This is a genomic window from Kitasatospora sp. NPDC032150, assembly GCF_055579945.1.
On sequence record NZ_JBVIMH010000014.1, the window covers coordinates 147,631 to 171,213 of the forward strand.

The 23,583-nt window shown below is 71.4% G+C and carries 23 protein-coding genes and 2 pseudogenes; 17 read left to right on the forward strand and 8 right to left on the reverse strand.

Going from position 1 to position 23,583, the window contains the following annotated elements:
• The first annotated feature begins 198 nt into the window (after window positions 1-198).
• From ACZ5ON_RS18665 to ACZ5ON_RS18685, 5 genes are all read left to right on the forward strand, one after another.
• Complete coding sequence (locus tag ACZ5ON_RS18665) at window positions 199-909, forward strand: GPR1/FUN34/YaaH family transporter (RefSeq protein WP_465593287.1); 711 nt, start codon at window positions 199-201, stop codon at window positions 907-909.
• 23 nt (window positions 910-932) lie between these two features.
• Window positions 933-2,825, forward strand: a complete 1,893-nt coding sequence (locus ACZ5ON_RS18670; RefSeq protein ID WP_465593290.1) for an amidohydrolase — start codon at window positions 933-935, stop codon at window positions 2,823-2,825.
• A gap of 132 nt (window positions 2,826-2,957) precedes the next feature.
• Window positions 2,958-3,632, forward strand: a complete 675-nt coding sequence (locus ACZ5ON_RS18675) for a hydrolase (RefSeq protein ID WP_465593292.1) — start codon at window positions 2,958-2,960, stop codon at window positions 3,630-3,632.
• Window positions 3,633-3,643: 11 nt separating this feature from the next.
• The gene (locus ACZ5ON_RS18680; RefSeq protein WP_465593295.1) at window positions 3,644-4,162 is read left to right on the forward strand and encodes a DoxX family protein; all 519 of its coding nucleotides are present in this window, start codon (window positions 3,644-3,646) and stop codon (window positions 4,160-4,162) included.
• Between the two features lie 228 nt (window positions 4,163-4,390).
• Window positions 4,391-5,422, forward strand: coding sequence for a helix-turn-helix domain-containing protein (locus tag ACZ5ON_RS18685; RefSeq protein ID WP_465593298.1), 1,032 nt, complete (start codon window positions 4,391-4,393; stop codon window positions 5,420-5,422).
• Here ACZ5ON_RS18685 and ACZ5ON_RS18690 read toward each other — a convergent pair.
• A complete protein-coding gene (locus tag ACZ5ON_RS18690) occupies window positions 5,364-6,695 on the reverse strand; it encodes a cytochrome P450 (RefSeq protein ID WP_465593300.1) in 1,332 nt (443 codons plus the stop codon). The two genes, ACZ5ON_RS18685 and ACZ5ON_RS18690, sit on opposite strands and share 59 nt — an antisense overlap.
• Window positions 6,686-7,618: a terpene synthase family protein gene (locus ACZ5ON_RS18695; protein ID WP_465593303.1), complete on the reverse strand. Its 933-nt coding sequence runs from the start codon at window positions 7,616-7,618 to the stop codon at window positions 6,686-6,688. The genes ACZ5ON_RS18690 and ACZ5ON_RS18695 overlap by 10 nt, the downstream gene beginning before the upstream one ends.
• Window positions 7,619-7,946: 328 nt before the next feature.
• Here ACZ5ON_RS18695 and ACZ5ON_RS18700 point away from each other — a divergent pair, with 328 nt between their 5' ends.
• The 4 genes from ACZ5ON_RS18700 (at window position 7,947) to ACZ5ON_RS18715 (ending at window position 12,471) form a co-directional block, all read left to right on the forward strand.
• A complete protein-coding gene (locus ACZ5ON_RS18700; RefSeq protein ID WP_465593306.1) occupies window positions 7,947-8,876 on the forward strand; it encodes a glyoxalase in 930 nt (309 codons plus the stop codon).
• A 131-nt stretch (window positions 8,877-9,007) separates the two neighbouring features.
• Complete coding sequence (locus ACZ5ON_RS18705) at window positions 9,008-9,829, forward strand: alpha/beta fold hydrolase (protein ID WP_465593309.1); 822 nt, start codon at window positions 9,008-9,010, stop codon at window positions 9,827-9,829.
• Window positions 9,830-9,953: 124 nt separating this feature from the next.
• Window positions 9,954-10,562 carry an AraC-like ligand-binding domain-containing protein gene (locus ACZ5ON_RS18710; protein ID WP_465593312.1) on the forward strand — a complete coding sequence of 203 codons (609 nt, stop codon included), beginning with the start codon at window positions 9,954-9,956 and terminating at the stop codon, window positions 10,560-10,562.
• Window positions 10,563-11,745: 1,183 nt separating this feature from the next.
• Window positions 11,746-12,471: a dienelactone hydrolase family protein gene (locus tag ACZ5ON_RS18715; RefSeq protein WP_465593315.1), complete on the forward strand. Its 726-nt coding sequence runs from the start codon at window positions 11,746-11,748 to the stop codon at window positions 12,469-12,471.
• Window positions 12,472-12,628: 157 nt separating this feature from the next.
• On the opposite strand, the gene ACZ5ON_RS18720 is transcribed toward ACZ5ON_RS18715, so the two are convergent.
• Window positions 12,629-13,186, reverse strand: a complete 558-nt coding sequence (locus ACZ5ON_RS18720) for a hypothetical protein (protein WP_465593318.1) — start codon at window positions 13,184-13,186, stop codon at window positions 12,629-12,631.
• A 19-nt stretch (window positions 13,187-13,205) separates the two neighbouring features.
• Between ACZ5ON_RS18720 and ACZ5ON_RS18725 the strand changes: the two genes are divergently transcribed.
• From ACZ5ON_RS18725 to ACZ5ON_RS18735, 3 genes are read left to right on the forward strand one after another with little or no spacing between them, the layout of a single operon-like run.
• On the forward strand, window positions 13,206-13,937 hold the full coding sequence (locus tag ACZ5ON_RS18725) for a Mu transposase C-terminal domain-containing protein (RefSeq protein ID WP_465593321.1): 732 nt from the start codon (window positions 13,206-13,208) through the stop codon (window positions 13,935-13,937).
• Entirely contained in the window at window positions 13,934-14,716 is a 783-nt protein-coding gene (locus ACZ5ON_RS18730) for an AAA family ATPase (RefSeq protein ID WP_465593324.1), read from the forward strand. Before ACZ5ON_RS18725 ends, ACZ5ON_RS18730 begins: the two co-directional genes overlap by 4 nt.
• Complete coding sequence (locus ACZ5ON_RS18735) at window positions 14,710-15,963, forward strand: hypothetical protein (RefSeq protein ID WP_465593327.1); 1,254 nt, start codon at window positions 14,710-14,712, stop codon at window positions 15,961-15,963. Before ACZ5ON_RS18730 ends, ACZ5ON_RS18735 begins: the two co-directional genes overlap by 7 nt.
• A gap of 390 nt (window positions 15,964-16,353) precedes the next feature.
• Here the strand turns inward: ACZ5ON_RS18735 and ACZ5ON_RS18740 are convergent, their stop codons facing one another.
• Window positions 16,354-16,863, reverse strand: a complete 510-nt coding sequence (locus ACZ5ON_RS18740) for a DUF1453 domain-containing protein (RefSeq protein WP_465593329.1) — start codon at window positions 16,861-16,863, stop codon at window positions 16,354-16,356.
• A gap of 71 nt (window positions 16,864-16,934) precedes the next feature.
• On the opposite strand from ACZ5ON_RS18740, the gene ACZ5ON_RS18745 reads away from it, so the two are divergent.
• Window positions 16,935-17,555 (forward strand): TetR/AcrR family transcriptional regulator, encoded by a 621-nt coding sequence (locus ACZ5ON_RS18745; RefSeq protein ID WP_465593332.1) that lies wholly within the window; start codon window positions 16,935-16,937, stop codon window positions 17,553-17,555.
• Window positions 17,556-18,040: 485 nt separating this feature from the next.
• On the opposite strand, the gene ACZ5ON_RS18750 is transcribed toward ACZ5ON_RS18745, so the two are convergent.
• On the reverse strand, window positions 18,041-18,334 hold the full coding sequence (locus ACZ5ON_RS18750; RefSeq protein WP_465593335.1) for a hypothetical protein: 294 nt from the start codon (window positions 18,332-18,334) through the stop codon (window positions 18,041-18,043).
• A gap of 312 nt (window positions 18,335-18,646) precedes the next feature.
• Here ACZ5ON_RS18750 and ACZ5ON_RS18755 point away from each other — a divergent pair, with 312 nt between their 5' ends.
• Window positions 18,647-18,994 (forward strand): hypothetical protein, encoded by a 348-nt coding sequence (locus ACZ5ON_RS18755; protein WP_465593338.1) that lies wholly within the window; start codon window positions 18,647-18,649, stop codon window positions 18,992-18,994.
• Window positions 18,995-19,531: 537 nt separating this feature from the next.
• On the opposite strand, the pseudogene ACZ5ON_RS18760 reads toward ACZ5ON_RS18755, so the two are convergent.
• Window positions 19,532-19,834 (reverse strand): annotated as a pseudogene (locus ACZ5ON_RS18760) (transposase); the annotation flags it as partial.
• A 50-nt stretch (window positions 19,835-19,884) separates the two neighbouring features.
• On the opposite strand from ACZ5ON_RS18760, the gene ACZ5ON_RS18765 reads away from it, so the two are divergent.
• Both ACZ5ON_RS18765 and ACZ5ON_RS18770 read left to right on the forward strand, forming a co-directional pair.
• The gene (locus ACZ5ON_RS18765) at window positions 19,885-20,340 is read left to right on the forward strand and encodes a hypothetical protein (protein WP_465593341.1); all 456 of its coding nucleotides are present in this window, start codon (window positions 19,885-19,887) and stop codon (window positions 20,338-20,340) included.
• 425 nt (window positions 20,341-20,765) lie between these two features.
• Window positions 20,766-21,341: a maleylpyruvate isomerase N-terminal domain-containing protein gene (locus ACZ5ON_RS18770; RefSeq protein ID WP_465593344.1), complete on the forward strand. Its 576-nt coding sequence runs from the start codon at window positions 20,766-20,768 to the stop codon at window positions 21,339-21,341.
• A gap of 64 nt (window positions 21,342-21,405) precedes the next feature.
• Here ACZ5ON_RS18770 and ACZ5ON_RS18775 read toward each other — a convergent pair whose 3' ends face one another.
• Together ACZ5ON_RS18775 and istB are read right to left on the reverse strand one after the other, a co-directional pair.
• A complete protein-coding gene (locus tag ACZ5ON_RS18775; protein ID WP_465593347.1) occupies window positions 21,406-21,585 on the reverse strand; it encodes a hypothetical protein in 180 nt (59 codons plus the stop codon).
• Window positions 21,582-22,415, reverse strand: coding sequence for an IS21-like element helper ATPase IstB (gene istB, locus ACZ5ON_RS18780; RefSeq protein WP_465593350.1), 834 nt, complete (start codon window positions 22,413-22,415; stop codon window positions 21,582-21,584). Before istB ends, ACZ5ON_RS18775 begins: the two co-directional genes overlap by 4 nt.
• A 228-nt stretch (window positions 22,416-22,643) precedes the next feature.
• Here istB and ACZ5ON_RS18785 point away from each other — a divergent pair.
• Window positions 22,644-23,252, forward strand: a pseudogene (locus tag ACZ5ON_RS18785) (IS1634 family transposase); the annotation flags it as partial.
• Window positions 23,253-23,583 lie beyond the last annotated feature (331 nt).

Below are 23,583 nucleotides of genomic sequence, written 5' to 3' on the forward strand. Positions count from 1 at the left end.
GACAGTCCGCGCGCGGCGGGCGTGCCGATCCGGCTCTCCCCACGGGGCCGCTGTGGCACGCCGTGCAGGCAGGGCGAAGGACGGTGCGTTGAGGGGTCGGGTCAGGCATTTAGCGTTGAGGGGCGGTTCCGGGCGGCCGTTGGATGCCCGGGAGCCCTGGCCTTGCTCGTTTCTTCGAACGTCCTCGGGGTGGACATCATGACGATCAGTGAGGGACCGGTAAGCGGTGTCTCGGGCGGGCGTTCCTTCGAGCCGGACCTGCGCGGGATGACGCGGATCAACCTGCGGCCGATCGCCTCGCCGATGCCGCTCGGCTTCTACACGGTGGGGATCGCCTCGGTGATGGTCGGCTGCTTCCAGCTGGGAGTCTTCGAGGACGACGCCCGACGGGCGGTGGGCTTGGTGATCCTGCCGGCCTTCGTGCTGCAGCTGGTGGTCGCGGTCTTCGCGCTCGGCGCGAGGGACGTGCTGGCGGCTACCTTGATGGCCTGCTTCTCGGGCCTGTGGCTGGCCAGCGCGCTCGTGCTGGTGCTGGATCCGCCGGGCGGCACCCGGGTACTCGGCGTGCTGAACGCGACGTTCGCGGCTTTCGCCCTGATGATGGCGGCGGTCGCGGGTCGCAAGCGGGCCCTGTGGCTGGTGCTGTGCACCGCGGTCCCCCGCTTCGCGGTCGCCGCGGTCGCCAGCCTGACCGGAGTCTCCTGGTGGGGCACGGCCTCCGGGGCGCTCGGCCTGCTGCTGGCAGCGGTCGCCCTCTACACGGCGTTCGCGCTGATGCTGGAGGACATGCGCGGCGAGGAGGTCCTGCCGATTGGCCGCAGCGGCCCCGCCCACCACGCGGTGGAGGGCGATCTGAGCGTCCAGCTGCGCGACCTCGAACGGCAGGCCGGCGTCCGCCGCACCCTCTGAACTCCTCCACGAAGGTGACGATCATGAGCATATCCATGCCCGTCGGCGGGATCACCCCCGTCGGCGGGGCGCCCCGGGAGGTCGCGGACCTGGTCCTGCGCAACGCCCGGATCCACACCGGCGACCCGGCCCGGCCCGCCGCCTCCGCTCTGGCTGTTCGCGGCGGCCGCATCGTGGCGCTGGGCGACGACGGGGACGTCGCCTCCCACGTCGGGGTGGGCACCCGGGTGGTGGACGCGCTGGGGCGCCGGACCGTGCCCGGGCTCAACGACTCCCACCTGCACGTCATCCGGGGCGGGCTGAACTACGTGCTGGAGCTGCGCTGGGACGGGTTGCGCTCGCTGCGTCAGGCGCTCGCGATGCTGCGTGAGCAGGCCGGCCGCACCCCGAAGGGCCAGTGGATTCGGGTGGTCGGCGGCTGGACGGCCGAGCAGTTCGCAGAACGGAGGCTCCCGACACCGGCCGAGCTGAACGCGGCCGCCCCGGACACGCCGGTGTTCGTGCTGCACCTGTACCAGAGTGCGATCCTGAACCGGGCAGCTGTGCGGGCGGCCGGCTTCACCCGTGACACCCCGGATCCGCGCGGCGGGCAGATCGTCCGGGACCGTGCCGGTGAGCCCAACGGCGTCCTGCTGGCCGCCCCGGGCGCCCTGATCCTGTACTCGACACTGGCGAAGGCGCCCGCGCTGGACGGGTCGGACAAGAAGGCGTCCACCCGCCACTTCCTGCGCGAGCTCAACCGCTTCGGCCTCACCTCGGCCGTGGACGCGGCCGGCGGGTTCCAGAGCTTCCCCGAGAACTACGCCACCGTGATCGAGCTCGCCCGCGAAGGGCAGTTGAGCCTGCGGATCGGATATCACCTCTTCCCGCAGACGGCAGGCCAGGAACTCGAGGACCTGAAGCGGTGGATCGCGACGGTGAGCCCGCAGGACGGCGACGAGTGGCTGCGGCTGAACGGCGCGGGGGAGAACCTGACCTGGGCCGCGGCCGACTTCGAGAACTTCACCGAGCCCAGGCCCGAACTGGAGACCGGGTACGAGACACGGTTCGAGCAGGCGGTCCGGCTGCTGATGGAGAACGGGTGGGGCTTCAGGCTCCATGCCACCTACGACGAGACCATCCGCCGCGACCTCGCGGTCTTCGAGAAGCTTGCAGCCGAGGGGCTCTTCCCGGCAGGCAGCCGCTGGCTCTTCGACCACGCCGAGACCGCCTCGCCGCGCAGTCTGGAGCGCATCGCCGCGCTCGGCGGCGCGATCAGCGTACAGAACCGGATGTCCTTCCAGGGCACGGCATTCGTCGACCGCTACGGCGCCGACGCCGCCTCCAGGACCCCGCCCGTCAGCGACATGCTGGCGCTGGGACTGCCGGTGGCGGCGGGCACCGATGCCACCAGGGTCTCCTCCTACAACCCGTGGGTGTCCCTGCACTGGCTGGTGACCGGACGAACTGTTGGTGGGCGGGCCCTCTACCCGCCCGAGCGACTGCTCGACCGGGAGACCGCGCTGGAGCTCTACACCCGCGGCGGCGCCCGCATCACCGGCGAGGAGACGGTGAAGGGATCCCTGAAGGAGGGCTTCCTGGCGGACTTCGCGGTGCTGTCCCAGGACTTCTTCACCGTGCCCGCCGAGGACATCCCCCACACAGAGTCCCTGTTGACCGTGGTGGGCGGCCGGATCGTCTACGCGGCGGGTGAGTACGAGGGGCTGGACGAAGCCCTGCCGCCCGTCACACCCGCCTGGAGCCCGGTCGCCCGCTTCGGCGGCTACCAGGCCACGGAGCCGCACAGCGGCGTGCGGCAGGCCGACGACCTGGCCGAGGCGGTGGCGGCCTCACAGGAGCACCACCAGTGGAGGACCACGCGTGGCCTGGCAACCGACGCGCCCTCCAGTTCGCTGGATCCCTGCTACGGAGCATGACGGACCGTCAACCCCAGCGACCGGCCGACCGGCTCTGGAGGCGACCCCGTGCGCGGCGGCCCGGTCGTCCCCTCACCCACCGTATGCCCGCCCGATCCAGCAGTACCGACGATCCCCGATGAGGAGAACCTTGTGAACGACTTCGTCCTCGACCTGGCCAACGTCAAGGCCCAGCCCAGCCCGGACCTGATATCTCCCGACAACGCGATGATGCTGTTCGTCGACCACCAGCCACAGATGTTCTTCGGCGCGGGCAGTGCCGACCGGGCCGGCGTCATCAACGCCACCATCGGCCTGGCCAAGGCCGCCCGCGTCTTCGACGTGCCGGTGGTGCTGTCCACAGTGGCGGCCGAGTCCTTCTCCGGCCCGATCCTGCCGCAGCTGCGCGAGGTCTTCCCTGAGCACGACCTCGTGGACCGCACCAGCATGAACGCCTGGGAGGACCAGGTGCTGGTGGACGCCGTCAAGGCCACCGGCCGCAGCAAGATCGTCCTGTCCGGCCTGTGGACCGAGGTCTGCCTCGTGCTGCCCGCCCTGTCCGCCCTCAACCAGGGCTACGAGGTCTACGTCGTCACCGACGCCTCCGCCGGCGTCACCCCGGCCGCCCACGAACACGCGCTCCGGCGGATGACCGCCGCCGGAGCCGTCCCGGTCACCTGGCTCCAGATCCTGCTGGAACTCCAGCGCGACTGGGCCCGCTCCGAGACCTACGCCGCCACCCTGGAGGTGGTCAAGGAGCACGCTGGCGCCTACGGCCTCGGCGTGGTCTACGCCCAGGCCATGATCGACCCGCACGCAGCGGGCTGAGGGGGCGGCAGATGGACACCGGTCTGCTGATCCTGCGCCTGGTGGTGGGCCTGCTGTTCGCCGGCCACGGAGTCCAGAAGATCAGCTTCCGACTCGGCGGCAACGGCCTGGCGGGCGGGACCGAGGAGTTCCGGCACGACGGCTTCCGCGGCGGGGCGCTCACCGCCCTGGGCGCCGGGGCCGGCCAGATCGGATCCGGACTGCTGCTCGCCGGCGGCGTGCTCACTCCGCTCGCGGCGGCCGGTGCGGTCGGGGTCATGACCGTCGCCCTGACCGTGAAGTGGCCCAACGGACTGTGGGTGCAGAACGACGGCTACGAGTACCCGCTCGTCCTCATCGTCGCCGCCACCTCCCTCACCCTCACCGGCCCCGGCCGCTACTCCGTCGACCAAGCGCTCGGCCTGACACCCTGGCAGGCCTGGTGGGCGGTGCTCACCCTGCTGCTCGGCGGGGGCAGCGGACTGGGCGTTCGCGCCCTGCTCCATCGCTCGCTCCCGGCAGCCGCCACGGCTCCCGCCGGTCCACGATGAGCTCGGTCCCTCGCCGCAGCCCTCGCCGCAGCGAGGGACCACCCCGGCCCTTCCCGTGGCGGCCCGCCACCACCGACCGGCGGCTCGGCCACTGTTACGCCGCCCCCTCGTCTCTGACGTTGAGCCATATCATGAGGCGCTGCCCTGCTGTGCGTGTCTGGTCAAGCCGCGGCGCCGGCCGCCCAGCCGGCACGGACCGCGCTTGCCCGAACACGAGGTGGTTACGCGATGCTGCTGCTGGACACCGAGTCCGTCCCGCCGAGTGAGCGGGCCGAGCTGTTCCATCACGCGTTGACACAGGCCTCGGTGCCGAACCGGATCATCCACGAGGAGCCGCAGGCCGGCATCAGGGCCCGGATGCAGCTGTGGCAGCTGGGCCCGATAGACCTGTTCACCTCCCACAACTCGGGCTTCCGGCTGATCCGAACCCCACGTCACGTGCGGCAGGAGAGCCGGCCGATCGTCGCCTTCGCGATCCAGAACCGCGGACTGGGCCGCAGCGAGATCCAGGGCCGGCGGCGCCTCTGCGGCCCCACCGACATCCACCTGTCGAACGAGATGGTGCCGCGCGAGTACGGGTGGAGCGGTGACGGGTCGTCGCAGGCCGTGCTGGTCGACCTCGACCGGCTCGCCCTGCCGATGGACGTACTGCAAAGCGGCGCCTGCCGGTTGAAGGCGAGCCCGCTGCACGACCTGGTGCTTGGCCACCTGGCCGCGCTGTGGGCCGATCCCGACCGGCTGGAGCCCGACCCGGGCACGCCCGCACTGGCCAACGCCACGATCGAACTGTGCCGGGCACTGGTGGTGTCGGCCGCCCAGGACCAGGGGGTACTCGCACGCGAGGTGCTGTCCGACACCCTGCTCAGCCGGGTCCTCGCCTACGCCCGCCGGCACCTGGCCGAACCGGACCTGGGGGCGGAGCGGATCGCCAAGGCGCACGCGGTCTCGCTCCGCCACCTCTACCAGGTGTTCCAGCGGGCCGGGATCAGCCTGGAGCAGTGGATCATCAACGAGCGGCTGGAAGGCGCCCGGGCGGCCCTGTGCTCCCCCAGGCGCGGCCATCCGACGATCGCGGCCGTCGCCCGCGCCTGGGGGTTCAGCAGCCACGCGCACTTCACCCGACGCTTCCGTGCCGCCTACGGCGTCAGTCCGAGCGAGTGGCGCCGACTCGGCCCGAGCCGGCCACCCGCCGCGGAGCTCCTCAACCCTCCGAGCGGTTTGGACGGTACAGCCGCAGGATCAGCCGGTCCGGGTGGATGACGGCCATCGGCACCGGGCGAACGGTCCGGGAATCCACCGGGCGCAGGCTCCATTCCCGCAGGATCACCGCCAGGATCAGCAGCATCTCGGTCATGGCCAGGTCGTCGCCGATACACTTGCGCGCGCCCGCTCCGAAGGGCAGCCACGCGCCGCGGCCCGGCCTGCTGAGGACGGACCAGCGTTCGGGGCGGAACGACAGCGGGTCCGGGAACAGGTCGGGATCGCGGTGCAGCGTGGCCAGGCTGTAGGCGAAGTCGGTTCCGGCCGGGTGGTCGGTGCCGGCGACCCGGACCGGGGCGGTGCTGCGCCGGGTCAGGAACCACACCGGGTGGTGGAGCCGCAGCGTCTCGTACAGGGCGTGTGTGAGCTGGGTGAGGTGCGGGAGGTCCGAGGCGGTCGGCAGCCGGCCGGCGAGCTGCTGGTCGAGCTCGTCGCGGATCGCGGTCTCGGCGTCGGGCGCCTGGGTGAGGGCGTGGAGGAGCCAGCTCATCGTCGCCGCTGTGCTGTCGCTGCCGGCCAGGAGCAAGGTGACGACCTGATCGACCACCAGCTCGTCGGACGGTGGGTGCCCGCTCTCGTCGCGGGCGGCCAGGAGTTGGGAGAGGAGGTCGTCGTGGACGGTACCGCTTCGCCGGTACCGCTCGACGGTGTGCCGCACGGCGGTACGCAGGTCGGCCGCGGCGCGGTCGTACCGGCGGGTGGCCGGGGTGGGGATCCGGTTGAGGAAGCCGGCTGGCATCAGGGTGCGTCGCATCACGCCTCGAATCAGCAGCGGCAGCGACCGGTGCATCTCCTGCGCGACCGCGTCGGTGCCGTCGGCGGCGAACATGATCCCGGCCATGACCAGCACGGTGATCCGGCGCAGTTCCTCGCGTGCGTCCAGCACCTGCCCTTCGCGGTACCCGCCGGTCAGCTGGGCGGCGTTGCGTGCGATCAGCGACGCGTAGCGGACAACCGCCTGGTGCTGGAAGGCCGGTTGCAGCATCCGGCGCTGCCCGCGGTGCTCGGACTTCGAGCAGGTCAGCAGGCCGTTGCCGAGGAACGGACCGAGGTTCTCGAACATCGGGCCCTTGTCGAAGCGGTCGCCCCGGGACACCAGGACCTCCCGGATCGCCCGGGGCGAGTTGAGCACGTGCAGCCGCCTGCGCCCGACGGCTGCCTCGACGACCTCGCCCAACGGGCGCAGCGACTGCAGGTAGACGGTGCGCCGGAAGGCCAACGGCAGGGCGTTGCCGAGGAGCGGGAGCCGGTACGGGGCTCGGACTACGGGCATGTGGCGCTCCCTCGGTAGCGGGCGGACTCCTGGTGCCAGCGGCGGCTGCCGGTGATCCAGCGGCGCACGCCTTCGGCGAAGGCGGCTGCCGGAGTGTCGGGGTCGGTGGCCGCGACCTGGTGGTGCAGCGCGTCGAACTCTGCGGTTCGGTCGGCGATCATCTGTTCGGCGGCGGTCAGCGCCATCGAGCGGGGCAGGTCGTGCTCGTCCTCCAGTACTGCGACGAGGTTGTTCCGCTCGCCGTGGCCGGTCTCCTTGTCCACCGACAGCACGTCGTTGGTCCAGCAGATGACGTCGTTGGCCGCCCGGCGCAGCTCCACGACCGGTGGTGAGGACGCCAGGGCCGGGGTGAGGCAGGAACGTGGCGCGCGCTCCAGCAGGTCCAGGCAGGTCTCGACCGCTCCGCTGGCGCGCCGCAGTGCGATGTACCGGTCGAGCGAGGGCGCCCGGCCGTCCCGGGTGCGGGCCACATCGGTGTGGTAGGAGCGCACGTAGTCGTCGACGTGGCGGCGGAACCGCAGCCGCAGGTGCCGGGGCATCCGGTCGGCGAGTTGCGGCCACAGGTCGGCCAGCGCGGCGGCGAACGGCGAGGCGGGCACCGCTGCGGGGCGGCCGGCGTCCGGTGGCAGGAACCGCAGGACGCCGCGGGCCGTGTCGGCGCCGGTTCCGCCGTCCTCGTCGAAGTAGTCGTCGAGAACGAACAGCCACGCTATCCACCTGGCCTGGAGCGGCAGTTCCGGCCCGGGTCGGTAGACCAGCTCCGCCAGCCGCCCGAATCCGGCCGCTGCAAACCGCTGGACGTCCCGCACGTCGGTCAGGAAGCCGTAGGACAGCGCCCATGACAGCACCTCCTGCTCCAGGGGCGACCTGCCCGGTGGATCGCTCGTTGTCGGGACGGCCGGCTCGGCGGAGTACGTGCTCACCGCTTCCACCCCCGTCCCACCGCGTGGGTCCACAACTCGGCCGCGCCCATGTGTCCTCCGGTCCGCACTGGTCGAATTCACGATGGAGTCCAACGTAGGTTCAGCGGCGGGACGGTCGCGGACCTGAGACCGCAGCGGATTTGACTGTGAGTGCACAGCGCGCCTGCCGGCGAATCCGGCCCCGCGCATGCCCTGCGCGCTCAGGACAAGGCGGCGCGTGCAGGGGCAAGCCGGGCCCGTGGGAGCCGGGGTACGGTCCGTTGCGGCGGCGTCGGCGGCATCCAGTCCCCCCGCCGGCGGATCTCGGCCGATCTCCAGGAGGAACCCCGTGCGCTTACGCTCGTCCGCGCGGACGCGGATCGCGGTGCTCGGCGCCGTACTGCTCGCGCTCAGCTCGACCTCGACAGGCCTGGCCGCGCAAGCGGCCCCCGTCGCCGAGACGGGCGTCGCGGTGGGCACCCAGTACGACACCACCCACGTCTACGTGACTCCCGGCTCGCTGGAGGCGTTCGTCAGCAGCTGGGAAGCCGTCTTCGGCGGCACCCACACCCAGAAGGCACTCGTCGACGTCACGCCGACCCCGAGCCGGACGTACTCCGAACTGGTCCTCTCACCGGTCGGCACTCTCTCTGTCTTCGACTACCAGACGCCCGTGCCCTACCCGTTCGGGGCCGAGCGCACCGGTTGGCTGGTCCAGGACCTGGACCGGGGCGTGCGCCGGGCCGCGGCCGCCGGCGCCGACGTCGTTGTCGTCCCGTTCGCCGACCCGATCGGACGCGACGCCGTCGTCCGGTTCCCCGGCGGCATCGACGCCCAGCTCTACTGGCACACCACCGCGCCCTCCTACCCGCCGCTGGCCTCGGTTCCGGAGAACCGGCTGTACGTCCCGGCCGGCTCCGTCAGCGCCTTCCTGCGCAGCTACCTGCGCTTCACCGGCGGCCGGGTGGTTTCCGACGACCGCCACGCGCCGGGACAGGAACTCGGCATGGCCGCCGGCACCACCTACCATCGGATCAGGATCACCAGCCCGTTCGGGGACACCGTCGTGCTGGTCACCGACGGACACTTGCCCTATCCCTTCGGCCGGGAACTGACGGGGTACCAGGTCGACGACCTGACCGCGACACTGGCCCGCGCCCGAGCGGCGGGAGCCCAGGTGCTGTGGGGCCCGCAGACGACAGCCGACCGAGACTCCGCGCTGGTGTGGTTCCCTGGCGGCTACATCGCCGAGATCCACCACCGACACCCGCAGCAATGACCGAGACCGCCTCAACGCCTGCCGTGGCTGAGCCGCCGCGGACACACCGCAGATCCTCGGCCGCGACGACCAGTTCCCGCCCCCGCACGCACGGCCGGCCCCGGCCGGGCATCATCGCAGGAAAGGCCACCATGCCCTTCATCACCCTCGCCGACGGTTCGCAGAAGTACTACAAGGACTGGGGCACCGGCTGCCCGGTCGTCCTCTCCCACGGCTGGCCGCTCAACGCGGACGCCTGGGAGGGCCAGGCTCTCGCCGTCGCCTCCGCAGGCTACCGGGTCATCGCCCACGACCGGCGCGGCCACGGCCGCTCCACCCAGACCTGGGACGGCAACCACATGGACCAGTACGCCGACGACCTGGCCGAGCTCCTCGACCAGCTCGACCTCAGCGACGCCGTCCTGGTCGGCCACTCCACCGGCGGCGGCGAGGTCGCCCGCTTCCTCAGCCGCCACGGCAGCGCGCGGGTGCGCAAGGCCGTCCTGCTGGGCGCCGTCCCGCCGCTGATGCTCAGGACCGACACCAACCCCGAGGGCACCGGGATCGAGGTCTTCGACGGCATCCGCGCAGGAGTCGCCGCCGACCGGTCCCAGTTCTACTACGACCTCAGCGAGGCGTTCTACGGCTTCAACCGGCCCGGCGCCGTGGTGTCGGAGGGCAAGCGCCGCGAGTTCTGGCTCCAGGGCATGCAGGCCGGACTCAAGGGCGCACTCGACTGCGTCAAGGCGTTCTCGGAGACCGACTTCACCGAGGACCTCAAGAAGATCGACATCCCCGTCCTGGTCGCCCACGGCGACGACGACCAGATCGTCCCGATCGCCGCCTCGGCCGAGAAGACCGTCAAGCTCCTCTCCCAGGGAACCCTCAAGGTCTACCCGGGCGCCCCGCACGGCCTCGTCGGCGCCTACGAGGCCGAGTTCACCAAGGACCTCATCGAGTTCCTCGACGCCTGAGTCGCCAACAGACACGTGGGGCCCGCACCGTGCACAGCATGCGGTGCGGGCCCCACGGCCCGCGCTCGGCACCAGGTCGCTCACCTCCCCCGCGCGACGCCCGCCCCGAAGCAACCGAGGAACCATGGCCCTTCTCCTGGACACCGAGCAGCTGCCGGAGCCCGAACGCGAAGAGGCGATCCGCCAAGCCATGGCGGCCACCACCGCACCCTGCCAGATCATCCACGACGACCCCGTCGGACGGCCCAGCGCGCGAATCGACCTGTGGGAGTTCGGGCCGGTCACCATCTGGCGCAACCAGTCCTCGGGCCTGCGCATGGTCCGCACCGAGCAGCACGTGCGGCAACAGGGCCCGGCCCTCCTCGCACTCGGCATTCAGCTGGCCGGCCAGGCCCACCTCAGCCAGCACCACCACCAGGCCGCGCTCGCCGAAGGCGACCTCGTCCTCACCGACCTCACCCGCCCCTACGAGTACGCAACCGCCTCGGCCAGCGCCGCGAGCGCCCTGACCATCCCACACGACGTACTCGGCCTCCCCGCGAGTGTGGTGCGAACCGCCGCCCCTGCCCTGCGCAACAGCGCCGTCTACCACCTGGTACGAGACCACCTGATCCGCCTCACCGCAGACGCCGACAGCCTCGGCGACGCTGCCACGGTGGCGGCAATCGGCACCGCGAGCATCGACCTCGTGCGTGCCCTGCTCACCTCCGCCGCCTTCCCGCACCCGAGGTGAACACCGTGACGTACCGGAAGACGCAGCCGCTCCGGACGGTGTCGCGAAACGCCACAGCCATCGACGGCCGAGATCCCACCGCGACACCGTGTCCACGAACGCCGACCGCAAGGCGGGCTCACGAGCCTCGGCATGAGTCGGACAGGCGGGGCGGGCGTGCGCGACACCCCCCGCTCGGCCGGGGGAGTGTCCCCGCAGTCCGCCGCATGGGCGGGCGATGGCGCGTCCCAGTACCTCGGCGCCTACCGCCTCGTATGACTGAGGCGGCGTCCGAGGAGGACGCCGACGGACGATGCGGGTGCCAATAGACCATCCGTGCAGGTCGCAGCCTTGATCGCCGGTCCCCGACCATGCCTGACACCCAACGAGGCCTTGATCTGCACGGCGCCGCGCGAACGGTCCACGTCAGCGGTGGAGTTCGGCCGGGGCGCCGAGGTCGGACAGTTCCCTGGCGAGCTGCTCCCCCACGTCCTCGTGGCGGCCGGAGACCACAAGGTTCGCGCGTCCGACAGACGGACACCCCGCCGACGCATAGGAAACCGCACCACGCTGACCAGAGGAAACGTCATCCACGTGACGCACAGAACCGCACCAGCCCTCGACGTGTCTGATCCTGTCGTCCTCATCACGGGCGCGCCAAGGACAGGGTCTCCTTCTGCTTGTGGGGGACGTTCAGGTGCCCCTCGCGGGCAGCCGGACGACAGCCGCATCGGACCCGACCGCCGCATCCGTCGAACGGCGGCACTCGACGACCCGTATGGCCCAGGGACGGCGGCCGGGACAGACGACCTGAAAGAGGTCGAGCGGGCGGGAGGCGAACACCGCAAGCCCCCTGGCGAGGGTCGAGGGTGCCATCGGGGCAGGGCACATGAGGAGGACTTCGCCGCCTTGATCCTTGAGCAGCCAGGAACCCGGCATCAGGCTGGAAGCCCAGAACGTCCCCGTGGACGACGGCCTGCCACCGCACGCCTGACCGGCAATAGCTCGACTGGATTCGATGAGACGGCGACTGGCTTCGATCAGAACGGACACACGTGACCTTGTTGGATTCACGGCTGGTCTCAAGTGACGTTGCCACGCCGGGGCTATGAGCCGGCGCCGTGATTCAGAGGCACACCCGCGCTGTTCTGCCAGCGGTGAACTCCGGCCCGACCGGGCTCGACGGTCACTACAGTCCCGTCTCATGACGACGGTTTCTGCACGCACGGTCGAGTATCCGGCCGACGGCCTGACAATGATCGGGCACCTCGCGCTCCCGGCCGGTGTCGACCGCCGGCCTGCGGTGCTGCTCGGACCAGAGGGCCTGGGGCTCAGCGACGTCGAGCGCCGCCGGGCCGATGCGCTCGCCGAGCTGGGATACGTAGCGCTGGCCTTCGACCTCCACGGCGGGCGCTATTTGGGCGACCCCGAGGAGATGCTGGCCCGTTGCATGCCGCTGCTCGCCGACCCCGACCGGATGCGGGGCATCGGCCACGCTGCGCTCGACGTGCTCCGCGCCGAACCGCGGACCGACCCCGACCGGATCGCCGCCGTCGGCTACGGCACCGGGGGCGCGATCGCGCTGGAACTCGGGCGCGACGGCGTCGACCTGCGGGCGATCGGGACAGTCAACGCACTGACCACGGGCCGACCGGGCGAGGCGGCGCGCATCCGCTGCCCGGTGTGGGCCGGGGTCGGATCGGAAGACCCGATCATGCCGCCCGCACAACGGGAAGCGTTCACCGCCGAGATGCAGGCCGCCGGCGTCGACTGGCGCCTCGCTGTCTACGGCGGCGCCTTGCACGCCTTCCACCACCCGCCGGTCGACCACACCGTGCTCCCCGGCGTCGGTCACCACCCACGGCACGCGCAGCGAGCCTGGCGCGACGTCGTCGACCTGCTTGCCGAGTGCCTGCCCGTACCGGAGTGAACCGGTCAGCACCCGCGAACCAGGCTGGTCGACCGCCACCGGCTCCGGGCTGCCCGCAGAGCTATGAGGCCGGTCAAACTTCGTTGAGACTGGCCAAACTTCGTTGAGATGGGTTATTGGTGCCGGCCGTCAAGCCCTGCGCAGTCCCGTCAGACGGTTAGCACCGGTTGCACATGCTGCAGTGGTGCCCGCCTCCGCCGGGGCGGAACCCGTGGCCGAGGGCTTCCAGTTCTGCCGCGGATACGGGTTGGAACCGGTCATCGTCGCTGATCGGGGCTTCGGGGGCATGGCGGCGGCACAGCAGATGGACGCGGTCCTGCGAGAGGTGTGCCACGACCTGGTCACGCTCGGCCTCTGCCGACACGAGGATGGTGTCCGGGTCCTCGGGGTCTGGGGCGGGGAGCGCGGGGATGCGGGCCACGGCGTTGCCGATCGCCTTGGCGCAGGAAACGCACAGGACGGGTTGCAGGACGGGTTGGAAGTATCCGTGGCTGCTCACGTCGACCAGGTGCAGCCCCCACTCGTCGAAGCCCATGCTCTTGTGGCACGCCATGCAGCGCACGCCGTTGGCCGCTTCGACGGCGATGAGGGTGGAGTCGGTCAGGACGACGCTGGAGTTGATCTCCGGCCCGTGCTGTTTGGTTTTGCGTACCCGGTTGAGCGCGTCGTGGTAGCCGATGCCCTCAGCGTGCTGCAGTTCCCTCACTGAGTTCACTGCACGGCTTCTGGGATGGGTGCGGTGGTGGAACACCGAGCACCGCCCGCAGCCGCTTGGCGGCCGCACACCGCTCCAGGCGTGGCAGGACGACCCCACCCCGATCGAGGACGTCCCGCCCGCCCTGCTGCGCTCCTTCACCCTCGAGGACGCGGGAGGCGACAGGGTCCTGTCCACGAAGGGCGTGTACTGGCGGGGGAGTTACTACGTCGGTCCGTGGATGCACGGGATGGACGGGACCAGGGCGCGGGTGCGGTTCGTCCCCCACCACGACCACGAGATCGAGGTGTTCGATGCCGCCACCGGCAGTCACCTCGGGCCGGCGCACCTCGCCAACGCCGCTACCGCGGTCCAGCGGGCTGGGGTGCGCCGGGCCAAGGACGCCCAGCGGCGCACGATGGTGCGAGCGCTGGCCTCCGCGGACCGCCAGCGCCGCCGGCTGGGCCGCTATGACGCGGTCACCGAGCCGGCCCGGCCCGAGCCGCTGGCGGCGCTGACCGCGGCCGAGGCCGAGGAACAACTCGCCGCGGCCGCTGGCAGCGCCATGGCAAAGCGGGCGCTGCCGGATCTGATCCCGCCGCGCGAGGCACCCGCCTCGTGGGCCCGCCCGATCCGCCGTCCCCGCCCGGCGGCAGCCGGTACCGGCACTGGCGCCGGCCCGCCGGCGCCAGACGGGGCACACGCCCCGGGCTGCGGCGGTGGCGCCGTGGACGGGGCGGACGAAGAAGCGGAAGAGGGAGGACGCCCGTGACGACCGCGGACCGACTGGGCCGGCTGCCGGCCGAACGCGAGGACCACTACATGCGCCTGCGCGGCGCCCAAGTGGTCGGTACCCGGGCCCTGTTGGCCGTGCGGGAGAACATCCGCGCCGCGATCGAGGCCAGAGCGATGATCTGCATCTACGGCCGGACCGGGCACGGGAAGTCGTTCGCGGTGAACGCCTCGCTGCGCGACCTCGCCCCCCAGATCACCCACCGCATCCAGTTCCGCGCCCGCCCCTCAACCCGGGACCTGCGCCACGAACTGTTCTACGCCCTCGGGCTCCCCGGCCGTCCGCCCTCCCACGCGATCGAGTTCGACCGCATGCTGCGTGGAGTGCTCGAGGAAACCCGGGTGCTGGTTTGCGACGAAGCCCAATGGCTGTCGAAACTGTGCTTCGAGTACCTGCGCTACCTGTGGGACGACACCGGCACCGACCTGACGATCGTCTTCACCGGCGGCAACGGCTGCTTCGAGATGCTGCAAAGCGAGCCGATGCTCGAGTCGAGGGTCTACTGCTGGCAGGAGATCGATCCCCTGACGCTGGAGGAAGTCCTGGAAACCATCCCGGCCTTCCACCCGATCTGGACCGACGCAGACCCCGAACTCATCGCCCTGTGCGACCGGGAGGCCGCCCACGGGGCCTGGGCGAAGATCACCCACCACCTCGCCGCCGGAATGAAGGAGTCCGGGCGCACCCGGGTGGACGAGGACCTGGTGCGCTGGGCCTACAGAAAACTCGGCCGACGACAGGCAGGCGCACCATGCTGACCTGCCCCGACCCGCCGCCGGTCACAGTCGTCCTCGATCCCCACGACGACCTGCCCCACACCCGCGCCGCGCAGGCCGCCCACAACCCCACCACAGGACGGGTCACCGTCCACCCCACCATCGGCACCGACTCCACGATCTGCCTCGCCTACGACATCCTCGCCGCCCTCGGTAAACCCGTCCCCGTCACCGGCTACCCCGAAGCTCGACCCCGACCCGCCCTGGGCGATGACCGCCGCCTGGATCCTCGCCACTCCATCACCCACCTCACCCTGCTGCGCGCCCACCTGCTCGGCCGCCGCCGCATCCACGACCTGATCACCCTGCGCGAGCGCACTGGCGTCCACCTGGTCCTGGTCTGCCACCGCCGCCGTCCTACCCCCGCTCTCGAACAGGCCCTGCGTCAGGTGGAGCACCGTTTCGCCGACGCGGCCGCCCGCCTGCCCGGCACCGACGACGCCGACCTCCCGCGGGGCCGCCCGTCCCGCCCCGTCCCGATCCATGACCGCTGGCTCAACCTGCCCGCCCTGACCACCTACTGCTCCGGCGACGGTACCCAGCGCCGCTGCCGCTGCACTGCGCCGCTCGCCCACGACCGAGGCTTCCACCCGCCCCAGACGCCCCCCGCCACCGCCACCGAAGTCGCCCGCCGTCTCCACACCGCGACCGCCCACCCCCATCTCGCGGCCCAGCTCGCTACCGCGATCTTCACCGCCGCGTCCGACGCCCAGCTCCTCACCGCCCGCCCCACCGACCTCACCGACGGCGCGGCCACCATCGCCCTCCACGATCCCGACGGCCTGCGCTTCGGCTGCCTCTCCCACTCCGTGCCGCCCTGGGCACGCCCCCTGCTCCTCGCCGCCGCCTACCAGCACGCCATCGCCGAAGCCGGCGACACCCCGCTGTTCACCGCCCCCTTCACCGGCAACTCCCTGCCCCACCTCTTCGACCTCGCCGACACCTGCAAACTGCGCCCACCCCAGCCACCCAAGCCCCGCTCCCGGTCGGGCCGCCCCGCCCCCAAACTGCAGATCAGCGGACGATCTGGCCCTTCAGCAAGGCTCACTACCGCTACCCCTGGGCCGTCACCGAGTACATGCGAGGCTGCCCGCCCCCACCCGCCGGGCGCAGGTAACCGGCCTCCGCCCGCGCGGTCTGCCCACCGGGCCGCGCGGGATTGGGCACTCGGGGCCCTGACTACCAGCACGGCCTGCGTGGCCGCACCGCCAAGGCCTCCGCCCGCCTGACCGACCTGCATAGCGCGCCAGCTTCAACCGGATCCGTTGTCGCCGACCCGGTCGAGAGTGTCCGAAAGATCGTGTAAGTCCGTGCCGTGACAGTCTGGCCGAGGGCTCGGCCACGGGCTCTCTGGCCAGGCGGAACGGACGAGTCATGACGGACAAGGCGAACCCGGACGTCGAGCCGGTCGATGAGCGGCTGGTGGACGAGGTCGTTGAGCGGTTGATGGACCGCGCCGACGCGTCGGGTGCGGCCCTGCTGGGCGAGGGCGGGCTGCTGGGCGTTGTTTCCAGCGCGCAGCGGGTCCGGCTATCACGGCCGACAGGCCCAGGTCCGTCCGAGACCAGGGCTGTGACCCGGCGTCGGGTACCCGAGGGTGCTGATGCCGCCAACCGTCGTTACCGACCGGGCCGGCCCGAGTCGTTCCAGGGCTCGACGCCTCGCCGCTCGGGCGCGAACGGGGTACTGGAGGACAATGCGCGACGGCCCACCGCCAGCGCCTCCCCCAGGAAGCCGACACCAATCGACAGCTGGACCGGACGGGCATCCGAATCGAGCCCGAAATGCTCGGCGGCCCGGGTGAAGCCGGCCATGACGACCAGTGAGAGGAGCGCCACCAGGAAGGTCCGGCCGGTGTAGCGCTGCCACAGAACCCCTTCCCGCTCGTAGAGCCGGATCGTGGCACCGCGAACCGCCCCGAGCGTGGCACCGAGTGCGGCACCCCCGGCCACCCATGCGTAGTCGCCCGCGCCGAGGCCATGGTGCTGCGAGAGCGTCCAGAGACCGAGCCCGGTGAGCACCACCGGCGGCGCGAAGAGGTCCCGGGCGTTGAGCGGTTCGCCGCGCAGCCGCCGAACCACCACTACGACCACGGCGGCGATCAGTGCCACGTAAACCCAGTTGTTCATCCCTGCTCCCGCTTTTTATAGCTCGACTATGCTAAATCGGCAACTTAGCTCAACTGTGCTATAAAGGCAACGTGCCGAAGATCGTCGACCCCGTGGAACGCCGTCAGGCCGTCGCCGACGCCGTCTTGCGCGTCGCAGCCAGGGAGGGCCTGGAGCGCGCCTCGCTGCGCAACGTCGCCGAGGAGGCCGGACTCGCCATCGGCTCGGTGCGGCACTACCTCGCGGACAGCTCCGAGCTGATGATCTTCGCGATGCAGGAGCTAGGCCGCCGGATCGACGCGCGGATCCACACCCGCGCCCGCGCCCTGCTCGACCCGGCTCCCGGCGCCGACCGGCGCGAACAGACCGCACGCCTACTCGCCGAGACCCTCCCGCTGGACGCCGAGCGCCGAGAGGAATCCGCACTCTGGCTCTCCTTCGTCGCCGCTGCCCGCACCCGACCCGAACTCCAGCCTCGGGCCGCCGAGATGCAAGCCGGGCTGGACGACCTGATCCGGCGCGTCCTGATCGAGGCCGAACGCTCCGGCACCCTGACTTCCGGCCTCGACCTCGCCGTCGAGACCCGCCGCCTCTCCGCCCTGTTGGACGGCCTCACCCTCCAGGCGGTCCAGCACCCCGACCTGGTCGGCCCGCACGAGCTGCGCGCGGTGCTCCACCGTCACCTCGACACTCTGGCCGCACCCAGGCCGTAGTGCGGTCGCCCGAAGCGCGGGCCGTGGATCCCGCCCGGCCGGAGGGAAGCACCCACAACCCGGACGGGCACCGAACTCTCCGAACCGCGCCGTCGGCAGCCCGCGCACGACTGCGCCTCATCGATCACGCCGACCGACTTGTGGCCGGAGCCGGACATCCCCGCCGCCGGGCGGGCAGGGGACCAATGCTCGCTGTGCCCACAGTGCCGCCCGTGCCCTCCGGGCAGCAGTAACAGTTCACCACCCGCCAGGGAAGAGGCGCTGCCGGTGGGTACGGGCGCAGTCGGCCGGGGATGGGCAGGGTTTGACCATGCGCGGCGGGGCTTGCTGTCGGCCGACCGGTTCGATGATGGCCTGCATCTTCGGAGCGCGGTACGAGGAGCTCCGCCGCGATCGGCCGGACGACTTTCAGGTGAGCCGCGAGGAGTCACCGTCTGACCCGCTTGCGTCCTTCCGACCGGTCAAGGTCACTTGTGACGCGAGGTTCACGGGCGTGGGGCTCCATCGTCCAGGGCGGCCAGCAGGCGGGCGTGGACGGTGGCGGCGACGTCTCGGGCGACAGGGTCCGGGTCGTCCAGGCGCTCGGCGATCAGCTCGGCGGCGGCTGCGATGACCGGCACCGGCAGGGATGCCTCGCGCAGGTGGAGCAGCTGGGCGGCGGCCCGTTCGCTGGGCGTGGCGGCCCGGGAGGTGGGGATCAGGGAGTTGAGGCCGCGAGGCGGCAGCGACGGGCTGGTCATCGGACCATTCTCCCGGCTGCGGATCAGCTCTGGCGCCATGTCAGGAAGCGTAGGCCGGGCGGCGGCGCGGCCCGCGCTCGGCTACGCCTTCGGTGGGGTGTCGGCCGCCAGGGCCGGTGTAGGTGGCTCGCGGAACACGAAGGGCTCGACCGGCTGGGACCGTTTCGGCCGCTTCGGGTAGCTGTCGAGGGGCTGGAACTGGGACGGCTCAGCGGGGCGGGGCCGTTTCGGGCGTGCGAGCGGGTCGGTCGGCGGGGTCGGGCGGAGGCGAGGGCCGCGTCGAGGGCGCCGCACAGCACCAGCAGGTGGTCGGAGAGATCGCCCAGGACGGTGCCCGGCGCGGTGCAGGCGATGGAGCCGACCGCGAGCGCCGGCGTCGCCGATGAGCACGTAGGCGTCCAGGCGGTGGCGGATCTCGGTGCTCACCTCGCCGTCGCCGACCGTGTCGATCTCGGCCATGGCCCGCTGCACGGTGTCGGCGAAGGCGTCCAGAGCCCGGCGCTGGCACTGTTCGTGCTGACGCAGCGCCAGACGGCGCACCCACAAGGCCGCCCGCTCCCCGGCCCCGGCTGCCTGGACCAGGGCTGCGCGCTGCCGCTGCTCCTCCCGGTCGTCGGCGTCGGCCTCGTCGTCAGAGTGGGCGGCTGGGAGAGCGTCATACCGGTGCAACCGGCTACGGCCCCGACCGGTCACGGGTAAAGCCGTGCGGCAAGGGTCGCCTTGCTGCACGGCGGACCGCCGCTGCTGGGGTGTAGCAAGGCGACCCTTGCTACACCCCAGCCGCTGCTGCGCAGCGGGGTCGGCCGCTGCACTCGGTTGCAGCGCGTCGCGGGTCCTCGGGTGCGACGGCGACGGCCATCGCACCCGGCGGGGCCCGGGCGGGCTGCGATTGCGATGGCCGTCGCAGTGCTCGGCCGCGAGGTGCGGCGCGACAGTGCGACGGCTCGCCGGACCGGTGAGCTTCGCCGCGCTCTGGTGAGTTCCGCCCCGCGGAAAACTCCCCGCGGCAGGTCGGAGGCGGTGCGACCGGGGTTGCACGCGCGGCCGCCGCAGGCCTCCGGCGCGGCCCGCCGCCCCGGCCGTCGACGCCACCACTGGGGCTCGCTGCGCAGCGACCCGGCCCGCTGCACATGCGCAACGGCCGGTGGCAGCGCCGCATGCGCATGCGCAGGGCAGCGATGCGCATGCGCAAGGGCGGTTGCGCAGCGCTGCGCAACCGGCGCTGCGACGCTGTTAGGAGCCGGCTCCGTCCCGGCAGACGTACTGGGCGCCGGGATGCTCGCGCAGCCACGCGACCAGGGTCTGGGCGGTGCGGTCGGGCAGGACGTCGATCCGCTTGCCGGTCTGGGTGTCGATGATCACGGTGGCGTAGCGGTGCCGGCGCTTGAGGGCGAAGTCGTCGATGCCGAGCACGCGCGGGACGCGCAGCGGCGGTGGCGCCCTGCGCATGAGCATGTGCAGGGCGGTCGAGCGGGAGATCGCGCAGGCCAGCCGGCGGGAGAGGCGGGCGCCCGCCCGGCCCGCATCGGCGTCAACGACGAGGCCGTCCCCGTCGGGATCCGGGTCGGCGAAGGCGTCTGGGCCCACTAATGACGAGATCCGGTTCAGCATCGACGCCCAGGCGGCCCCCTACACCCGGCGCAATTTTCCCGGGCAATCCCGTCCTCAAGGACGGTCTGCCCACCGACGCGCGTGGCACCGTCCGCTTCTCGCACCACAACGCCGCCACTGGTAGCACGCACTACGCCGAGGCCGCGGTGGACTGCCTGGTGACCGGCGACCGGGTCGCCACCCTGACCGCCGTGGTCACCAAGTCCGACGTCGGCGATGTGGGCAAGCGGATCGGATTGAGCGTCTACGACGGCGCGACCAAGGCCGCCCCTGGCCGCAGCGGGGACCGCCTCGGTTTCTCCTGGGGTGTCGCCAACCTCGACGTGGACGCTGACGGCCACCCCGTGCAGCCGGTGGTCGGCACCTGCATGGCCCCGCGCCGTTCGCCCCGGTCCTGCAGGGCGGCTTCACGGTCCGCCACGCGGACCTGCTGACCCACCCACCGACCCGCTGAGCCGCCGGGCCGTGCGGTTGGGGCGTCGGGTGCCGCCGGCACCACGCTCACCGAGTACCTCCCCGGGTTTGCCGGGGATGTCTTTAACGGGTTCTTTTGGCCCCACCTGTCCGGGTTTCGGTGGCCCCACTTCTGCTCTGTCCGGGTGACGGGGTGGGAGAGGTCTGGAAAGTTCCGGGTTCGTGTGGCCCCACCCCTCGATCGGGTGAGCTTTCACGGCCTGCCGTGCATTGGAGCGGCGGCATCGTCGGTGGCGCGGGTGTGACCGGTAGCGTGTGGCGTGCGGCCGGCAAGTCCAGTCGTGAGCCCGCCCGGACTGCGCCCCCGACAGGATGCGTCCGGGCGGTTTTCGTCTGCGGTCGGATCGCACTTGTTGATGGTCGTTAACGCTGCGACGATCACGGGATGCATCGCATCGACAGTCGAGACGTCGACCAGGCCGTAGACGAGATGGTTCGGGTGCTCAGCCCGCACGATTCCGAGGACTGGCAGGCCCGAGCCGGGTCGCTGGACTGGAGCTGCTGGCAGACCGCCGCCCACGTTGCGCACGACCTGCTCGCCTATGCGGGGCAGCTGGCGGCTCGTCCGGCGGACGCATACCTGCCCTTTGACCTCACCGTCAACGCCGATGCACCGGCGCGCGAGGTGCTCAGGGTCGTAACCGCCTGCGGAAGACTCCTGAGTACTGCGGTCGCCGCAGCCGCACCCGCTGATCGCGCTTGGCACTGGGGACCGTGTGATCCGGCGGGATTCGCCGCGATGGGAGTCGCTGAGACCCTCCTTCACACGCACGACATCACCCAGGGGCTGGGGATCGCGTGGCGCCCCCCAGCGGACCTCTGCGCCGAGGTACTCAGTCGGCTGTTCCCCGGTGCTCCGCCTGGTGACCCTGTCCAGGTTCTTCTCTGGTCCACCGGCCGGGGTGAGCTCGACGACCGCCCGCGCGTCACCTCGTGGGTCTGGAAAGCCGCCATCTCCTAGGGATCGGACACAGGATCGCGGCGGGTGCCCGAATGGCACCCGCCCGAGAGGGTGTGCCGGTGCGTCAGGTCAACTGGTCGGCATGGAGCTCCAACGAGCAGATGACCCAGTCGACGGCGGTGTCGAAGCCGTAGTGGGTGTTCAGAGCATGGTCGATGTGCTCGTCGGCTGCCGTGAAGAAAACGGCCAGGCCGCGGAGGAACTCGGCGAGTTCGGCCTGTTCGGCGGGGACCGCCCGGATCACGATGCGGCGGCCTTGCGCTTGGCTGTGGTGCTGGCCAGGCGGAAGGAGTCGCTGCCGGTCTCGATGATGTGGGCCTCAAAGGTGAGGCGGTCGACGATCGCCTGGCAGAGGCGCTTGTCGGTGAAGGTCTGGTCCCACTCGGTGAACGGCCGGTTGGAGGCGACCGCGATCGCGTGCCGCTCCTCCCGCTCGGTGAAAATCTGGAACAGCAGCTCGGCTCCGTGCCGGTCGAGCTTGATGTATCCCAGCTCGTCCAGGCAGAGGAGGTCGATGCGCCCGTACTTCTTGATGGTGCGTCCGAGCTGCTTGTCGTCGGCGGCCTCGGCAAGCTCGTTGACCAGGTTCGCCGCCGTCGTGTAACGGACCCTGCCGCCGGCCTCGGCGACGGCGGTGCCGATGCCGATCAGCAGGTGTGACTTGCCGGTGCCGGAGTCGCCGATCAGGCAGAGCGGCTGCCCGGCGTTCACCCAGCCGGTCGTGGCCAGACTGTTCACCACCTCCGGCAGGACGTTCGGGTTCTTCGAGAAGTCGAAGTCCTCGATGCGCTTCTGACGTGGGAAGCCCGCCTCCTTGACCCGGCGGACCTTGCGGCGTTCGTCGCGGTCCTCGCACTCGCTCTCCAGCAGCTCGGCGAGGAAGTCGGTGTAGGAGGCGTGCTCGCGCAGGGCCTGCTGGGCCATCCCCTCCCAGCGGCCACGGATCGTGGTCAGGCCGAGGGTGCGGCAGGTGGTGTCGATGATCGTGGCCGCGTCCTGGGACCGCTGTCCGGGCAGCCCGGAGGGAGCCCACGACCCCTGCTGGCGGGGGGCCTGGGCAGTGCTCTGCGTCATGCTGAGCCTTTCGAGGTAAGTGTCAGAAGCTGGCCGTAGGCGGCCAGCGACGGCGCCGGACGAGTGTCCGGCGGGAGGGTGGGACGTCTGTCTGCCAGCGAGAGCACCCGGGCCGCCACGATGTCCTCGCCGTCGTCCGCAGTGGCCGCGGGCGGGGCGATGACGACGGGAGGCGGACCGCCCGCCGCGGCGAGTGCCTTGCGGGCCTCGATCGCGACGAGCTCCGGGGAGAGGATCGAGGCCGAACTCGAGCGGATCCGCGCCGAGCGCGAACGCGACGCCAAGCGCGCGACCACCGCCAAGGCGCGGGAGAAGGCGGAGGCCGCCCACGTGCGCGCCGAGTGCGCACTTATCGAACACCCCACCCTGAAAAGGTGGTTGAGGACTTCGAAGAACGGGCGCCTGGCCATCGACCGTGCCAAGGTGAAAGCCGAGGAACGCCTGGACGGCAAGTACCTGCTGACCAGCTTCGACCCGCACCTGACCGCCGAGGAGATCGCGGTCGGCTATAAGGCTCTCCTGGAAGCCGAGCGCGGATTCCGTGACCTGAAGACGGTGCTGGAGCTGCGGCCGGTCTTCCACCGCCTCGAGCACCGCATCCGCGCGCACGTGCTGCTGTGCTGGCTCGCGCTGTTGCTGATCCGCGTCGCCGAACGCCGCGCCGGCCAGACCTGGAACCGGATCAGCGCCGAGCTCGGCCGCGTCCACGAGGTCACACTCACCGGCGACGTCGGACAGCTGATCCAGACCACCCCGCTCACCGGCGAGCAGGCCGCCATCTACCGCGACTGCGGCATCAAGCCGCCACCCAGGATCACCGCCGCAGAACCGTCCTGACCAGCCAGAACGCGACCGCGTGGGCACACACCCGCACGGTCGCGCTCTTGGCGTTTCCGCAGATCAGACCATCTAATCGACGCTCCCGCATGCCTGCTAACTGCGGAAGTCAGGTTGTCGCGCCAGCGTCGGAGTGGCGTAGACGCGGTCCCACGCGGGGACGTCCGCGGGCAACGCCCTCCGGGCGATGCCGCCCGCGATCAGGTAGTGCACAGCATCGACCATTTGCCGGTGGCAGCAGCCCTCGGGCTGCCCGCCCTTCCCTCCAGCCAGGCGGGGACGGGCATCGCGTCGCGCACCACCGCCCACTCCGCGTCGCTCATGTCGGAGG

What these genes read in the sequence shown, in the direction of transcription:
- ACZ5ON_RS18705 (WP_465593309.1), top strand. Translation starts at nt 9,008, where the DNA reads ATGCCCTTCATCACCCTCGCCGACGGTTCGCAGAAGTACTACAAGGAC.
- ACZ5ON_RS18690 (WP_465593300.1), bottom strand. Translation starts at nt 6,695, where the DNA reads ATGCCCGTAGTCCGAGCCCCGTACCGGCTCCCGCTCCTCGGCAACGCC.
- ACZ5ON_RS18665 (WP_465593287.1), top strand. Translation starts at nt 199, where the DNA reads ATGACGATCAGTGAGGGACCGGTAAGCGGTGTCTCGGGCGGGCGTTCC.
- ACZ5ON_RS18710 (WP_465593312.1), top strand. Translation starts at nt 9,954, where the DNA reads ATGGCCCTTCTCCTGGACACCGAGCAGCTGCCGGAGCCCGAACGCGAA.
- ACZ5ON_RS18765 (WP_465593341.1), top strand. Translation starts at nt 19,885, where the DNA reads ATGACGAGATCCGGTTCAGCATCGACGCCCAGGCGGCCCCCTACACCC.
- ACZ5ON_RS18755 (WP_465593338.1), top strand. Translation starts at nt 18,647, where the DNA reads ATGGAGCCGACCGCGAGCGCCGGCGTCGCCGATGAGCACGTAGGCGTC.
- ACZ5ON_RS18715 (WP_465593315.1), top strand. Translation starts at nt 11,746, where the DNA reads ATGACGACGGTTTCTGCACGCACGGTCGAGTATCCGGCCGACGGCCTG.
- ACZ5ON_RS18740 (WP_465593329.1), bottom strand. Translation starts at nt 16,863, where the DNA reads ATGAACAACTGGGTTTACGTGGCACTGATCGCCGCCGTGGTCGTAGTG.
- ACZ5ON_RS18685 (WP_465593298.1), top strand. Translation starts at nt 4,391, where the DNA reads ATGCTGCTGCTGGACACCGAGTCCGTCCCGCCGAGTGAGCGGGCCGAG.
- ACZ5ON_RS18770 (WP_465593344.1), top strand. Translation starts at nt 20,766, where the DNA reads ATGCATCGCATCGACAGTCGAGACGTCGACCAGGCCGTAGACGAGATG.
- ACZ5ON_RS18670 (WP_465593290.1), top strand. Translation starts at nt 933, where the DNA reads ATGAGCATATCCATGCCCGTCGGCGGGATCACCCCCGTCGGCGGGGCG.
- ACZ5ON_RS18680 (WP_465593295.1), top strand. Translation starts at nt 3,644, where the DNA reads ATGGACACCGGTCTGCTGATCCTGCGCCTGGTGGTGGGCCTGCTGTTC.
- ACZ5ON_RS18750 (WP_465593335.1), bottom strand. Translation starts at nt 18,334, where the DNA reads ATGGCGCCAGAGCTGATCCGCAGCCGGGAGAATGGTCCGATGACCAGC.
- ACZ5ON_RS18735 (WP_465593327.1), top strand. Translation starts at nt 14,710, where the DNA reads ATGCTGACCTGCCCCGACCCGCCGCCGGTCACAGTCGTCCTCGATCCC.
- istB (WP_465593350.1), bottom strand. Translation starts at nt 22,415, where the DNA reads ATGACGCAGAGCACTGCCCAGGCCCCCCGCCAGCAGGGGTCGTGGGCT.